This is a genomic window from Planococcus beijingensis (assembly GCF_016820615.1).
Classification (GTDB): domain Bacteria; phylum Bacillota; class Bacilli; order Bacillales_A; family Planococcaceae; genus Planococcus; species Planococcus notacanthi.
In genome coordinates this window covers 402,893-417,569 of record NZ_JADHDZ010000004.1, presented here as the reverse complement: position 1 = coordinate 417,569, position 14,677 = coordinate 402,893, and the positions used below count along the sequence as shown (strand labels likewise).

The window sequence follows — 14,677 nt, the reverse complement described above, 5'->3', positions numbered from 1 at the left end:
TAAGCTCTTTTGCGCCGATGGTAGTTGGGGGTCTCCCCCTGTGAGAGTAGGACGTCGCTGGGCTATTCTATGTTTACTTTTTGTACCTGAATGATTCTTTTGCCTTGCTTCCATAGCTCAGCAGGTAGAGTGCTTCCATGGTAAGGAAGAGGTCACCGGTTCGAATCCGGTTGGAAGCTTTTGTTCTTTTTAAGAGTTTCTTTGCAGAAAGTTAAACAGTTTTTAATCAANAAGAGGTCACCGGTTCGAATCCGGTTGGAAGCTTTTGTTCTTTTTAAGAGTTTCTTTGCAGAAAGTTAAACAGTTTTTAATCAAGGCCCCTTGGTCAAGCGGTTAAGACACCGCCCTTTCACGGCGGTAACACGGGTTCGAATCCCGTAGGGGTCACCATTTTGGAGGATTAGCTCAGCTGGGAGAGCATCTGCCTTACAAGCAGAGGGTCGGCGGTTCGATCCCGTCATCCTCCACCATTTTTTTCGAAACAGCATACGGTGGGGTAGCGAAGTGGCTAAACGCGGCGGACTGTAAATCCGCTCCTTCGGGTTCGGCAGTTCGAATCTGCCCCCCACCACCAGTTTTCTTTTAGTTATTGGGGTATAGCCAAGCGGTAAGGCAACGGGTTTTGATCCCGTCATGCCCTGGTTCGAATCCAGGTACCCCAGCCATTTTTACTATGAGCCATTAGCTCAGCTGGTAGAGCATCTGACTTTTAATCAGAGGGTCGAAGGTTCGAATCCTTCATGGCTCATTTTTTAACTTCCTTGCGCCTGTTCAGCGCGGGGCCTTAGCTCAGCTGGGAGAGCGCGTCGCTGGCAGTGACGAGGTCAGGGGTTCGAGCCCCCTAGGCTCCATTGTTCCATGTGTATTTGTACTATCCATGTGTAAAAAACCCGTATCCATTAACTTGGATACGGGTTTTTTTTAGTTTCCGACGTATTCGGATTGTGGGCGGAAAATGACGTTGTCCTGTTGCTGTTCCAAGGCATGTGCGGTCCAGCCGACAATGCGGGCAACGCTGAATGTCGGAGTGAACAGCTGCGTCGGCATGGCAATCGACCGCATGATGGCGGCTGCGTAAAATTCGACATTGGTGTAGAGGGCGCGTCCTGGTTTGCGTTGGTTCAATTGTTCAATGATGCGGGTTTCAGCCGCAACGGCTAAATCCAGCCAGGCGTCTTCGCCTTGCAGTTCCTGGCATTTTTTCCGGAGGATCACGGAACGGGGGTCTTCGGTCCGGTAAACCCGGTGGCCAAAGCCCATGATTTTCTCGCCGCGGTCGAGTTTGTCTGCGATGACTGCATCGATGCGCTCTTCGGTTTCTATTTCATCCAGCAGATCGATTACGCCGGATGGTGCACCGCCGTGAAGCGGGCCTTTCATAGCACCGAGTGCCGAAGTGACTGCAGAGACAAGATCGGATTCGGTGGAGATGGTGACGCGTGCTGCAAATGTCGAGGCATTCATGCCGTGCTCCATGGTCAGCTTCAGGTACGTTTCCAGGGCTTCGGTTTGGGCACTGGTCGGCTCTTGGCCGTTGATCATCCACAAGTAATTGGCGGTATGCCCCAAGTCGTCACGCGGTGCTGCAGGGTCCTGTCCATTTTGAAATCGGTAAAAACAAGCAGTCATGACCGGCAAGGCAGCAGTAAGCGCCACGGCTTGTTCCCGGGAAGGCAAAGCGGTGAAATCCGCATGCGTATAGGCCGACGCCAAGGTGCGCATGGCGTCCATCAGAGGTGTTTCTTTTGGCAAAGCCTGGGCAATCGCGATGATATGTGCAGGGAGCTTCCGGTAGCCAATCATTTGCTGCTGCAACTGTTTCAGCGATTCGGCATCCGGCCATTCCCCGTACCATAGATAATAGGCGGTTTCTTCAAACGAGCGATTTTTAATCACTTCTTCCACCAGTTGGCCGCGATACCGCAACTCTCCTTTGTCTCCATCTACAGAAGCAATAGCTGTCTGAACCGCTACAATTCCTTTCAACCCTTTTTGGAACATAAGAAATTCCTCCTTTTCTTTTAGTTTACCCCCGTGGATTGATAAAAAAAATTAAAGATATATAATTAGAATAATTAAAATTATTAATTGGAATGGGGGATGTCATGGAAGTCCAGTGGTTGAGAACCTTCGTGGACGCAGCGGAAACATTGAATTTCAGAATGACATCGGAGCGGCTGATGATGTCACAGCCCAGTGTTACTGTCCATATCCGTTTATTAGAGGAAAGCTTAGGGCTGCTTCTCTTTATACGCAGCAATAACCGGGTGTCATTGACCGAAGAAGGCCGGCATTTTAAAGAACGGGCCAGCAAAGTGCTGGAACAGCTGGACGACAGTGTCGAAGAACTTCATTCATTTGCGCAGGGCTATCGAAAAAAGTGGATTTTGGCCATTTCCCCTTTGATGGCGGAAACGATTTTGCCTTATGTGCTGAAGTCATTCACAGCTGAGCATCCCCAAGTGGAATTGGTGATCCGCGTGGAGGAATCCGAACAGATTGAAGCTTTGGTGGAAGAGGGAGAAGTATCCGCAGGCATCTCTGCTTTGCCGCCTCACGGGCGCAGTATCGCTCAGCATGTGGTTTATGACGATCCGTTGTTGTTCATCCTGCCGCGGGACGCTTATGACGATGAGACAGGGCCGGCAATTTCCGTCGAGAAGGCGCTTCGGACCACGGTGCTGTTTTCTCACCATCATCCGTTGTTTTGGGAAGAGCTATTGGGGCAGCTGAGGCTTCATGTCCCGGGCCTCCGGACAATGAAAGTGACACAGGCTCACATTGCCAAACGTTTTATTCAGGAAGGGTTGGGTGTTTCCTTTTTGCCGAAATCGATGGTCCGGCGGGAACTGGTGGAAGGACGACTAATGGAAGCCCATTTTGACTTGTTCCCATTGCCGGTAGCATCGACTTACTTTTTAACAAAAAAAATGGGAGAGCTTGAGCAGGATTTTCTGCAGCGGATCCAATCAGTGTATTTTATTTAATAGGGGGAAATCGGCATGATTATAGAATCGGATGGCATTCGTTTGCGGTTGTTGAAAAGAGAGGATTTTGAAGCACTATGGGCTTTGTATACGCCGAAGATCTTCGAATATATGCTCAATAAAGTCGAGGTTTTTGAAGACATGGTGACGTGGCTGGAAGCCGGATTGAACCAGTCAAATGTGCTGATATTTGCGGTGGAAAATCCACTGACGGATGAAATCATCGGCACCACACGCATATATGCAATTGATGAAACCCATAAAAGCTGCGAAATCGGTGCCACTTTTTATGCACAATCGGCGCAGCGGACGCATGTCAATACAGCAGTCAAACGGGCATTGCTCAGTTATTGCTTTGAAGAACGCGGCATGATCCGTGTGCAATTCAAAACAGATGCCGAAAATATCCGGTCGCAGAAAGCGATTGAACGCATCGGCGCTGTAAAAGAAGGTGTCATGCGCAATGAACGCATCCGTTCAACCGGCAAGCCAAGAAATGCCGTGGTTTATTCAATTATCGATAAAGAATGGCCGAAAGTAAAAAAAGACTTAGCAAAAAAAGTGAATAAATATACCTGATTTTGTACAGTTGAGCCATGGAGACCTTAGCGGTTACAATGAATCTATCTTGCTAAGGGGGTATAAAATAATGAATAAATTAAATATAGCTATTATCGGCGTTCCAATGGACCACGGTCAAAATCGCCGTGGTGTCGACATGGGACCAAGCGCTATCCGTTATGCGGGTGTCGTAGAACGCATTGAAGAATTGGGCCATCGCGTAACGGATGAAGGGGACATCCAAATCGGCCAGGCAGACGGCAGCGTTGATACATCAACAAATTTACGCAACTTGACAGTGATCACTGAAGCGACTGAAGCGCTTGGAGATAAAGTATTTGAAGTGGCAGAAGCGGGCAATTTCCCGTTGGTGCTGGGCGGCGACCACAGCATTGCCATCGGCACGCTTTCCGGAATTTCGGAGCGCCACGAAAACCTGGGCGTCATCTGGTATGATGCACACGCAGACATGAACACCAGCGACACGTCGCCATCCGGCAACATCCACGGCATGCCGCTTGCTGCAAGCTTTGGGCATGGCCACGAAAAGCTGACGAACATCCGTGGCTATTCACCAAAAGTGAAACCTGAAAACATTGTCATCATCGGAGCCCGTTCAGTGGATCCCGGTGAGCGCCAATTGATTAAAGAGCATGGCATCCGTGTTTACAGCATGCACGAAATCGATAAAATGGGCATGAATGCGGTTATCGAAGATTCCATCCGTTATTTGAAGGAAGAGCGCAAAACGGACGCAGTCCATTTGTCGCTGGATCTGGATGGCATCGACCCGATGTACACACCAGGCGTCGGGACACCGGTTCCGGGGGGCATCAGTTACCGTGAAAGCCATTTGGCGATGGAAATGCTGTTTGATGCAGATATCATCACTTCTGCTGAATTTGTGGAAGTCAATCCGATTCTGGATGAGAAAAACCGCACAGCTGATGTAGCTGTCGCATTGATCGGCTCTTTATTCGGTGAAAAATTATTGTAATCCAAGACAGGCGAAAGCCTGTTTTTTTTATGCCGTTAAACAGGAAACTTTTCACTTATCAAAAACGTCACAAAATTGGTTGGATTTATTTGGGTATTGTCTGATACGATAGAATAAGGAAAAAATAATTGAAACCTTTAGAGACAACGGACGTATATAAAGTACAGCCGCATAGGCGGAGGGAAATGAGATCATGGATGCGTTAGTCAATAAACGAATAGCTAAAGTATTAAAAGGCGATCAGAACGCATTCGCCGAAATCGTGGAGCTTTACCAAAACCAGCTGTATCAGATCTGCTACCGGATGCTTGGCAACAAGCAGGAAGCGGAAGATATTGCGCAGGAAGCTTTTATGCGGGCTTATGTAAATATCCACACGTTTGACCAGAATCGGAAATTTTCGACATGGCTGTACCGCATCGCCACCAATCTGTGCATCGACCGGATCCGCAAGAAAAAGCCGGATTACCATTTGGATGCTGAAGTGCGCGGGACGGAAGGCTTGAACATGTATTCGAAAATTGCCAATGATGACGAGCTTCCGGAAGAAGAATTAATGCGGATGGAAGTACAGGAGCGGGTACAGTACGAGATAAGTCGCTTGCCAGATAAGTACCGTGCCGCTATTGTATTAAAGTATATTGAAGAATTGCCGCTGGCGGAAATCAGTGAAATCCTTGATTTGCCGTTGGGTACGGTAAAGACGCGTATACACCGAGGAAGAGAAGCTCTTCGCAAGCAATTGAGCAATTTGTAGGAGGCGAGCACGATGAATGCGTGTCCGGAAAATGTGCTTCATCTAATGGACGATTACCTGGATGGGGACATCAGTCAAAACGATGAACGACAACTGAGAGAACACCTGGAGAGTTGCAGCGACTGCAGAAAGCTGTACCAGGAATTAAGCAAAACCATTGCATTTGTCCAAAGTGCATCACATATACAAGCACCAGCCGACTTTGTCCAAAAGACAATGGCGCGGCTGCCGAAAGAAAAACAGCGGGCGGGTGTCCAGCGTTGGTTCAGAAGACATCCGATGCTGGCAGCTGCCGCATTGTTCTGTGTGCTCATGAGTGCCGCGCTGTTCACGAACTTCAACGACGACCAGCAGTTTGCTTTTACCAAGCAGCCGAATCTGGTGGTCGACGGGCAGACCGTCATTGTCCCTGAAGGCGAGAAAGTAGTCGGCGACCTGACTGTGCGCAATGGCGATTTGCGTGTGGAAGGCGAGCTTGAAGGGGACGTCACCATCGTGAACGGCCAGTACATGGCTTCAAGCGGTGTCATTACCGGTGAGATTGAGGAAATCGATCAAGCTTTCGAATGGCTGTGGTACACCATCAAAAATGGCTTTAAGGAAGCAGCTGCTATTTTTGATGCAGACGGCAGCCAAACAGAAGAGTAGAACCCATCCTCCTAAAGGATGGGTTTTTTCTATGAAGGCAAGCCCAATTCACTTATGATATACTGAATGCATATGCAGATGTAGAAAAGCGAGGGTTGCAGATGCCTTTTTTGGAAAATTTAACAGACCAAACACCACTCGAACTTCTAGGGAATATCATAGATATTTTATTAGTTTGGTTCGTTATCTATAAATTGATCACTGTCATCAAAGGAACGAAAGCCGTTCAATTGCTGAAAGGGATCTTTGTCATTATCATTGCGCGCCTCGTAACACAAGCACTCAACCTGGAAACGCTCGGCTGGATTATGCAGCAGGTTCTCGAATGGGGGTTCCTGGCCATCATCATCATTTTCCAACCGGAACTGCGCCGTGCACTTGAACAGCTCGGCCGCGGCAAGCTATTCTCCAGCAGTACCTTGAATGAGGAGTCCGAACGCAACCGGTTGATCGAAGCGATGTCCAAATCCGTCAGCTATATGGCGAAACGGCGAATTGGGGCGTTGATATCGATCGAGCGCGAGACCGGTTTGAGCGAATACATTGAGACGGGCATTCCGATGAACTCGGATATCACGTCTGAACTGATGATCAATTTGTTCATTCCCAATACACCGCTGCACGATGGAGCGGTAATTGTCCAAAAAAACCGGATTGCTGCAGCGGCTTGTTACTTGCCGTTGTCTGAAAGTCCGTTCATTTCAAAAGAGTTGGGAACTCGCCACCGTGCGGCTCTTGGCATCAGTGAAGTGACCGACGCGATCACCATTGTCGTATCGGAAGAAACAGGCGCCATCAGTTTAACAGCGAATGGCGATTTGCACCGCAATTTGTCACTTGAAGACTTCGAAGTAAAGCTGCGCCGGATCTGGTTTGGTGCAGAACAGCAGGAAGTCGCTCCGGCCTGGTGGAATTTGAGGGGGAAAAAGAATGGATAAGATGATGGACAATCGCTGGTTTTTACGGATTACGGCGCTGCTGTTAGCCTTTCTATTATTCTTCTCGGTACAGGCGGAAGACAGTAACACCGGGACGACGGATACCAGCCGCGTTTCGGAAGTGATTGAAGATGTGGAACTTGAGGTATACCATGATAACAGTCTGATGGTCAGCGGTGTACCGAAAACAGCAGATCTGCATTTGAGTGGACCTGTCAGTATTGTTCAGACAGCGCGGCAATTGGAGGACTTCACTTTGTTTGTGGATCTGCGCAATTTGCCCGTGGGAGAGCATCAGGTCCCTATCCAAACGGAAAACCTGTCTGAACAATTAAATATCCGGGTTGATCCGGCGTTCGTCAATGTCGTCATCGAAGAGCGGGTATCGCAGGAATTCCGCATCGATCCGGAAGTGAATGAGCGGATGCTGGCGGAAGGTTTTATCCTGGAAAACGTAACTGTTAAACCGGAAACGGTCACAGTCACAGGTCCGAAAAGCATGATCGACGCCATCAGCTTTGTGAAAGCGACGGTTTCCGGTGAACAGGGAGTGAAGGAGTCCTTTACGACTGCAGCGCGTGTCCGTGTTTTGGCAGAGGATTTGACGAAGCTCGAAAGTGCCGAGATCGAACCGCAGGAAGTTGAAGTGGACGTCGATGTGGTCGAATACAGCAAACTTGTGCCTGTGAGGCTCGAGCCTACTGGAGAAGCCCGTCCAGGCATCACCATCAACGATTGGAATACAGCCACCGAAGAAGTCCGGATTTTTGGTCCGAAAACGGTGGTGGATGAAATCACTGAATATGTCATTGAAGTCGATGCGGCAGACGTGACGGCTGAAGATGACACCTTAGAAGTAGAGCTGGCAATTCCATCTGGAACTTCCGGTGTTTCGCCAGGACAAGTCTCGGTGGAAGCGGAAACGGTGATCGATGAAGATGCATTGCTTCCGGAAGGTTCCGGAGCTTCCGGCAACTGAAGGTATAAAGTATAAAAATGAAAAAAAGCGAAAGCTTAACTAAAAAAATCAGAGTTACATGATTGAAGGAGCGAAAAGCAGAATGGGAAAATATTTTGGGACAGATGGAGTACGGGGAGTTGCCAATAGCGAGCTGACACCTGAATTGGCTTTTAAATTAGGACGAATTGGCGGATACATTTTAACGAAAAGCGCGAAAGACAAGCCGAAAGTGCTGATTGGCCGCGATACACGGATTTCAGGTGAAATGCTGGAAGGTGCATTGGCTGCGGGACTTCTTTCTGTAGGAGCTGAAGTGATGCGACTCGGCGTCATCAGTACACCAGGCGTCTCGTATTTGACGCGTGTCATGAGTGCTGAAGCGGGTGTCATGATTTCCGCTTCACACAACCCGGTGGAAGACAACGGCATCAAATTCTTCGGCTCAGACGGCTTTAAATTGTCCGATGCACAGGAAGCCGAAATTGAAGCGTTGCTCGATAGCGAAGACGACACATTGCCGCGTCCGACTGGAGGCGACCTTGGCAGCATTACGGATTATTTCGAAGGCGGCCAGAAGTACCTTCAGTATTTGAAACAGACAGTCGATGAAGAATTCGACGGCATCCACGTGGCGCTTGATTGTGCGCATGGAGCGACTTCTACACTGGCAACGCATGTATTCGCGGACCTGGATGCAGACATTACATCAATGGGAGCTTCACCGAATGGTTTGAACATCAACGCAGGCGTCGGTTCTACACATCCCGAGAAATTGGCAGAATTGGTTCTTGCGAAAGGCGCAGACATCGGACTTGCTTTTGATGGCGATGGTGACCGTTTGATTGCAGTGGATGAAAAAGGGAATATTGTCGATGGCGATCAGATCATGTATATTTGTGCCAAACATCTTCACTCAGAAGGCCGCTTGAAAAAAGGCACCGTGGTTTCGACGGTCATGAGCAACATGGGCTTCTACAAAGCCTTGGAAACTCATGGCATGAAGAGCAACAAGACTGCTGTCGGTGACCGTTACGTAGTGGAAGAAATGAAGAACAATGATTACAACCTGGGCGGCGAACAATCAGGCCACATCATTTTCCTTGATTACAACACCACAGGCGATGGCTTGTTGACGGGTCTTCAGCTTGTCAACATCATGAAAATTACCGGCAAGAAATTGTCTGAGTTGGCTTCTGAAATGACCATCTATCCGCAAAAACTTGTTAATATTCGAGTGACGGATAAACATGCGGTTACAGACAATGCCAAAGTGGCAGCTGTCATTGCAGAAGTTGAAACAGAAATGGCCGGAAACGGCCGTGTGCTGGTGCGTCCATCCGGTACAGAACCACTGGTGCGTGTCATGGTGGAAGCTGCTTCTGCAGAAGACTGCGAAAACTACGTAGAACGCATCGCAGAAGTTGTGCGCAGCGAAATGGGCTTGAACTAATCGAATGAAATAATAGAGAGGCCGTAAGCATTTTTGCTTGCGGCCTTTCTTTTGTTTAAAGCCCAAAATTAAAATAGTAAAAGGAAGAAGAACCAGTTAACGGAAAAAAATACTGAATTAGACCTAAATAACTATCTGCTTTTATTGACGGGATTGTGTGGAGCCTGTATGATGGTAGAGTCGGTTTACGACCGCACCAAAAGGGGGAAAGAGAGTAGTGCGAGGAAAACAATTATAGCGCCTGTACTGAAGAAATCGGACGGACCAGTCATCTTCAGTAGACGAGGAGAAGGAGTATCGAGATTTCGGCGGATACCTTCCGGCCGTGAAGCCCGGTCGTTATGTCCATTCTTAAAACAGTCGAGTGATCGATTGGACAACAAGGTGGATGGGCTCAAGCAGAAGTGTTTGAAAACTTAGCAAACACTCTATTTGGATTTTAGAAAAACGGAGGAATTAGACTATGTGTGGAATTGTTGGATATATCGGAGAAAATGATTCAAAGGAAATTTTATTGAAAGGCTTGGAGCGCTTGGAATACCGCGGTTACGATTCAGCAGGAATTGCTGTCCGCAACGGCAACGGCGTAACGGTCTTTAAAGAAAAAGGACGCATTGCAGATTTGCGCGGCGTTGTGGAAGAAGAAGTAATGGGCACGACAGGAATCGGCCATACACGCTGGGCAACACACGGCAAGCCGAACCGCGCCAATGCTCACCCGCATCAGAATACATCGGACCGTTTCACGATCGTCCATAACGGCGTAATTGAAAACTACCACCACATCCAACGCGATTACTTGGCAGGAGTGGAAATGGAGTCTGATACGGATACAGAAATCATCGTTCAGCTGATCGGTAAATTTGTGGAAGAAGGCCAAACAACACAGGAAGCTTTCAGCAAAGCTCTTACCTTACTGAAGGGTTCATATGCAATCGCGTTATTGGATGCAGAAGAAGAGCAAACGATTTTTGTTGCGAAAAACAAAAGCCCGTTGCTAGTTGGACTTGGCGAAGATTTCAACGTCATCGCATCAGATGCAATGGCTATGCTTCAATTGACTGACCAGTTTGTTGAATTGATGGATAAGGAAATCGTCATCGTCCGCAAAGACAGCGTGGAAATTTTGACGTTGGAAGGCGAAACTGTAAGCCGTCTGCCTTTCACTGCTGAAATCGACATGAGCGATATCGAAAAAGGGACATACCCGCATTACATGCTGAAAGAAATCGACGAGCAGCCAGCGGTTGTCCGTAAAATTGTTCAAGCTTACCAGGACGAAAACGGCAAATTGACTATCCAACCGGAAATTCTGGAAGCGATGCAAGCTGCAGACCGCATCCACATCATTGCGGCTGGAACAAGCTATCATGCAGGATTGATCGGCAAAGAATACATCGAAAAACTAGCGGGAATTCCGGTTGAAGTGCATGTTTCAAGTGAATTTGGCTATAACATGCCATTGCTGTCGGAAAACCCATTGTTCATCTTCATCTCCCAATCAGGGGAAACAGCGGACAGCCGCCAAGTATTGGTGAAAATCAAAGAGATGGGCCATGCTTCATTGACCATCACGAATGTTGCAGGATCTACATTGTCACGTGAGTCTAACCATACCTTATTGTTGTATGCAGGCCCTGAAATTGCAGTAGCTTCAACGAAAGCTTACACTGCACAATTGGCAGTATTGTCTATTTTGGGTGCAGTAACAGCAGAAGCACGCGGCATCGACATCGGCTTTGACCTGGTTCAGGAATTGGGAATCGTTGCGAATGCCATCCAGGCACAAGTGGATTCGAAAGAAGAAATGGAACAGATTGCTGCAGACTACTTGTCTACAACACGCAATTGCTTCTTTATCGGCCGCGTTATGGATTATTTCGTTGGACTTGAAGGTTCATTGAAATTGAAAGAGATTTCATACATCCAGGCTGAAGGCTTTGCCGGAGGCGAGTTGAAGCACGGCACGATCGCTTTGATCGAAGAAGGCACACCGGTTATCGCACTTGCAACGCAAGAAGCGGTTAACTTGAACATCCGCGGAAACGTCAAAGAAGTAGCGGCACGCGGCGCACATACTTGCATCATTTCAATGGAAGGCTTGCAGGAGGAAGGCGACAGCCTGGTTCTTCCGAAAGTCAACGAATTGTTGTCACCGCTTGTATCGGTTATCCCGATGCAATTGATCAGCTATTACGCAGCGCTTCACCGCGATTGCGACGTGGATAAGCCACGTAACCTGGCGAAATCAGTTACAGTTGAATAAATAAAGTTTTAGATTACCTATGAAAGCACCCCTTCAAAATTGAAGGGGTGTTTTGCTATTTGCCTGAAGCTCCTTTTTCTTTGGAGTTGGGAACATGATTTCAATATACTGCTTTTTATAAATGGACAAAGAATTTACAAAGAATAGCCTTGTATTTTCTAACCCAAACCCTGCCAAATGGTATAATTAGTTCAACATAAAGAAAAAGGTGTGAAATAGATGTCGTCGTTAAATGACTTTTCCCAATACATAAGTGAAAACGCTGAAACTTTATCAGCGGAAGTGGTTGAATCAGTTGTCCAGGAGATGAAGCTGGACATTCCTGAGTGGGAAAAAGAACAGGCTACCCAGATGTACGTGGAGCTGCTTGGATTCTTTGGTAAATTCCTTCGAGAAGACCGTTTTGAAGTTCCAGAATCGTTGATCGAGTGGAGCAAAAAGAATGCCGAAATGCAGGTGGCTTCGGGAGGCAAGATCTCGGAAATCGTCGTTCGTTATCCGGCGACACGGCAGGTCTTTTCAGAGCTCTTCACGCGGCTTAGCCTGAAGTTCGGATTGACGGTCGTGGAAAATGCCAAGGCAACCAGAGACATCAATGCTATCTTGGATGTTAGTTTAAATGAAACCTTCTATGCTTTTGAGCGACTTTCTGAACGCTATCAGGCGGAAACCCAGATGGAACTGCTTAATTTGTCTGCGCCCATCGTTCCGGTTCTTGAAGATGTAGTGGTGTTGCCGCTGATCGGTGTGATTGACAGCTACCGGATTGCTCATATCATGGACAATGTCATTCCAAGAATCGCGGAGAAGAATGTCCAACACGTTATTACGGACTTTTCGGGCGTCTTGACCATCGATGACCAAATTGCACAATCACTTCAGCAAATCGGCAGTACGCTGCAGTTGATGGGGATCCATGTCATCATTGCGGGATTGCGTCCGGACCTTGTCCAGACCATCGTCCACAGCGGAATCGATATGCTGGATACGGACGCCTATGCAACAGTCAAGCAGGCGCTGGAAAGTGTTAAATAACTGAATTGGACAAAGGCGCATCCCCCGTTTATCCGGTGGGATGCGCCTTTGTTTTCATTGGATGGATTTTGCAGCGGGCTGATAAAACTCTTTGATTTTTTCAGGCGGCAACGGCGGGTTAAAGTAATATCCTTGTGCCTGATTGCAGCCTTGTTGTTTTAGGAATTGCAGTTGTTCTGCAGATTCGACACCTTCAGCTATGACATTCAGCTGCAGGTTGTGCGCCATTTGGATGATGGTATCGACAAGTGCCGCGTCTTTTGGATCCGTAGTGAGGTTGCGGGTGAAACACTGGTCGATTTTAAGGGTATCAATCGGAAACAGCTTCAAATAGCGGAGCGATGAATAGCCGGTGCCGAAATCATCAATGGACAGATGAATGCCCATCGCCTTGAGTTTCCCCATTGTTGAGATAGCGCTGGGGGAGTCTTGGATAATGCTTTCAGTCAGCTCCAGTTCCAGGTAACGTGGAGCGAGTCCCGATTCCGACAGTGCGGCCTGAACGGTTTCGGTCAAGTTGCTTTGTGAGAACTGGCGGGAAGAGATATTGACGGCAACCCGGAACTGCGGCAATCCAGCCTTCTGCCAGGCCATGTTTTGCAGGCAAGCCTGCCGCAGAACAAATTCACCAATCAGGATGATGCTGCCGGTTTCTTCTGCAATGGGAATAAATTCAGCAGGCGAGACGTTCCCCCATTTGGGATGTGTCCAGCGAAGCAAAGCCTCCAGCCCCACGGTCTTTTCGGTTTTTAAATCGATTTGTGGCTGATAATGAAGAGAGAATTCACCGCGTTCCAAGCCTTTTTTCAAATCCATGGCCAGTTTGGATTTTCTGGAAACCAATTGATTGGTTTCTTCTGAGAAAAATTGAAAATTGTTTTTGCCATGATCTTTTGCTGAGTATAATGCAATATCTGCATTTTTTATTAACGTCTCTACGTCGTTGCCGTCAGAAGGGAATCTGCTGATGCCGATGGATGGAGTGATAAATAATTCTTCCTGCTGGAAATGGAAAGGTTCTTCAAATAACTCCAAGATCGCTTGTGCATGAGCAGCTGCTTCTGCATCATCGGTATTCGGCAATAATAGGATAAATTCATCTCCACCCAAACGGGAAATGGTGTCATTTTTTCGTGCGATGCTTTGGAAACGCTCAGCTGTTTTAATCAATAATTGATCTCCAGCAGAATGGCCATAGGTGTCGTTGACTATTTTGAAATGGTCCAAATCAATATACAGGAGGGAGAAACTTTGCTTATTTCCATCCGCCTGGTCTAAAGCAGCTTGTATTTGGTCGATGAAAAGACGGCGATTTGCCAAGCCGGTCAAGGAATCCCGGTAAACGAGCGTATTGATCTTGGCTTCCGAATCTTTCCGTTCGGTGATATCGCGGATGATGCTGCTGAAAAATATACACTTATCTGTTTTCCAGGTTCCGAGAGACATTTCAATCGGGAACTCAATGCCGTCTTTGCGGCGGCCAATCAATTCAACCCGCGTGCCGATTACATGTGGGACAGCCGTGTCCAGGTAACGCTTTAACCCTTTCCGGTGTGCCTCCCGTAACGGCTTGGGAATGATGATTTCTAAATTAGAACCCAACGCTTCGTCTTTGCTGTAATGAAATATCGCTTCAGCCCCTGAGTTCCACTGCAGAATAATGCCTTGATGGTCCGCTACGATAATGGCGTCAGTAGTGGATTCGAAGATCGATTCGAATTTCTTTTCCGATTCAGCTGAATTCTCTTTCAGCTGGAGTTTCTGACGCTTCCGCAAACAGGAAAAAAGCAAGGCCGCCAACAAGAGGGGAACCGAAAAAATAACCGCTAGGACAACAGGAGTAAGCTTATCGGTAATTGATAGAATGTCCATAGAGTATACAACGCTTCCTTTTCTTAAGATGGATTAAGGTGAAAACAAACGGCCCGCAAATGGATTGCGCATAAATGGAAATGTCTATCTGTATTGTGTACATATCATATCATAAAAATACAATTCCGATAAATGTAATTAAATTAAGCCTTTGGAATGAGTTGGGGACCGAAAGCAGATAACTTTGCAAATGTTATGTTAAAAT

12 protein-coding genes and 7 tRNA genes are annotated in these 14,677 nt (G+C 47.5%); 17 read left to right on the top strand and 2 right to left on the bottom strand.

Annotated features, from left to right (window positions below; genetic code table 11):
- The first annotated feature begins 106 nt into the window (after positions 1–106).
- From IRE19_RS13145 to IRE19_RS13115, 7 genes are all read left to right on the top strand, one after another.
- Positions 107–179 (top strand) — tRNA-Thr (locus IRE19_RS13145).
- 136 nt (positions 180–315) lie between these two features.
- Positions 316–390: transfer RNA gene (locus tag IRE19_RS13140), tRNA-Glu, on the top strand.
- Positions 391–394: 4 nt separating this feature from the next.
- Positions 395–470 (top strand) — tRNA-Val (locus IRE19_RS13135).
- Positions 471–490: 20 nt separating this feature from the next.
- A tRNA-Tyr gene (locus tag IRE19_RS13130) sits at positions 491–574 on the top strand.
- A gap of 16 nt (positions 575–590) precedes the next feature.
- Positions 591–665: transfer RNA gene (locus tag IRE19_RS13125), tRNA-Gln, on the top strand.
- Between the two features lie 10 nt (positions 666–675).
- Positions 676–748 (top strand) — tRNA-Lys (locus IRE19_RS13120).
- 30 nt (positions 749–778) lie between these two features.
- Positions 779–851, top strand: a tRNA-Ala gene (locus IRE19_RS13115).
- A 70-nt stretch (positions 852–921) separates the two neighbouring features.
- Here IRE19_RS13115 and IRE19_RS13110 read toward each other — a convergent pair.
- Entirely contained in the window at positions 922–2,001 is a 1,080-nt protein-coding gene (locus tag IRE19_RS13110; protein ID WP_203340735.1) for a citrate synthase/methylcitrate synthase, read from the bottom strand.
- Positions 2,002–2,105: 104 nt separating this feature from the next.
- Between IRE19_RS13110 and IRE19_RS13105 the strand changes: the two genes are divergently transcribed.
- The 10 genes from IRE19_RS13105 (at position 2,106) to IRE19_RS13060 (ending at position 12,600) form a co-directional block, all read left to right on the top strand.
- A complete protein-coding gene (locus tag IRE19_RS13105) occupies positions 2,106–2,987 on the top strand; it encodes a LysR family transcriptional regulator (protein WP_203340734.1) in 882 nt (293 codons plus the stop codon).
- Positions 2,988–3,002: 15 nt separating this feature from the next.
- The gene (locus IRE19_RS13100) at positions 3,003–3,566 is read left to right on the top strand and encodes a GNAT family N-acetyltransferase (protein WP_191715105.1); all 564 of its coding nucleotides are present in this window, start codon (positions 3,003–3,005) and stop codon (positions 3,564–3,566) included.
- A gap of 70 nt (positions 3,567–3,636) precedes the next feature.
- Positions 3,637–4,545, top strand: coding sequence for an arginase (gene rocF, locus IRE19_RS13095; RefSeq protein WP_203340733.1), 909 nt, complete (start codon positions 3,637–3,639; stop codon positions 4,543–4,545).
- Between the two features lie 193 nt (positions 4,546–4,738).
- Positions 4,739–5,302 (top strand): RNA polymerase sigma factor SigW, encoded by a 564-nt coding sequence (sigW, locus tag IRE19_RS13090; RefSeq protein WP_191715107.1) that lies wholly within the window; start codon positions 4,739–4,741, stop codon positions 5,300–5,302.
- Positions 5,303–5,314: 12 nt separating this feature from the next.
- On the top strand, positions 5,315–5,950 hold the full coding sequence (locus IRE19_RS13085; protein WP_203340732.1) for an anti-sigma factor family protein: 636 nt from the start codon (positions 5,315–5,317) through the stop codon (positions 5,948–5,950).
- Between the two features lie 101 nt (positions 5,951–6,051).
- Complete coding sequence (gene cdaA / locus IRE19_RS13080) at positions 6,052–6,888, top strand: diadenylate cyclase CdaA (protein WP_203340731.1); 837 nt, start codon at positions 6,052–6,054, stop codon at positions 6,886–6,888.
- Positions 6,881–7,867 carry a CdaR family protein gene (locus IRE19_RS13075; protein ID WP_203340730.1) on the top strand — a complete coding sequence of 329 codons (987 nt, stop codon included), beginning with the start codon at positions 6,881–6,883 and terminating at the stop codon, positions 7,865–7,867. The genes cdaA and IRE19_RS13075 overlap by 8 nt, the downstream gene beginning before the upstream one ends.
- A gap of 82 nt (positions 7,868–7,949) precedes the next feature.
- Positions 7,950–9,299 (top strand): phosphoglucosamine mutase, encoded by a 1,350-nt coding sequence (glmM, locus tag IRE19_RS13070; RefSeq protein ID WP_203340729.1) that lies wholly within the window; start codon positions 7,950–7,952, stop codon positions 9,297–9,299.
- 463 nt (positions 9,300–9,762) lie between these two features.
- Entirely contained in the window at positions 9,763–11,565 is a 1,803-nt protein-coding gene (gene glmS / locus IRE19_RS13065; protein ID WP_203340728.1) for a glutamine--fructose-6-phosphate transaminase (isomerizing), read from the top strand.
- A 219-nt stretch (positions 11,566–11,784) separates the two neighbouring features.
- Complete coding sequence (locus IRE19_RS13060) at positions 11,785–12,600, top strand: STAS domain-containing protein (protein WP_203340727.1); 816 nt, start codon at positions 11,785–11,787, stop codon at positions 12,598–12,600.
- 54 nt (positions 12,601–12,654) lie between these two features.
- On the opposite strand, the gene IRE19_RS13055 is transcribed toward IRE19_RS13060, so the two are convergent.
- Entirely contained in the window at positions 12,655–14,472 is a 1,818-nt protein-coding gene (locus tag IRE19_RS13055) for a putative bifunctional diguanylate cyclase/phosphodiesterase (protein ID WP_203340726.1), read from the bottom strand.
- Between the last annotated feature and the right edge of the window lie 205 nt (positions 14,473–14,677).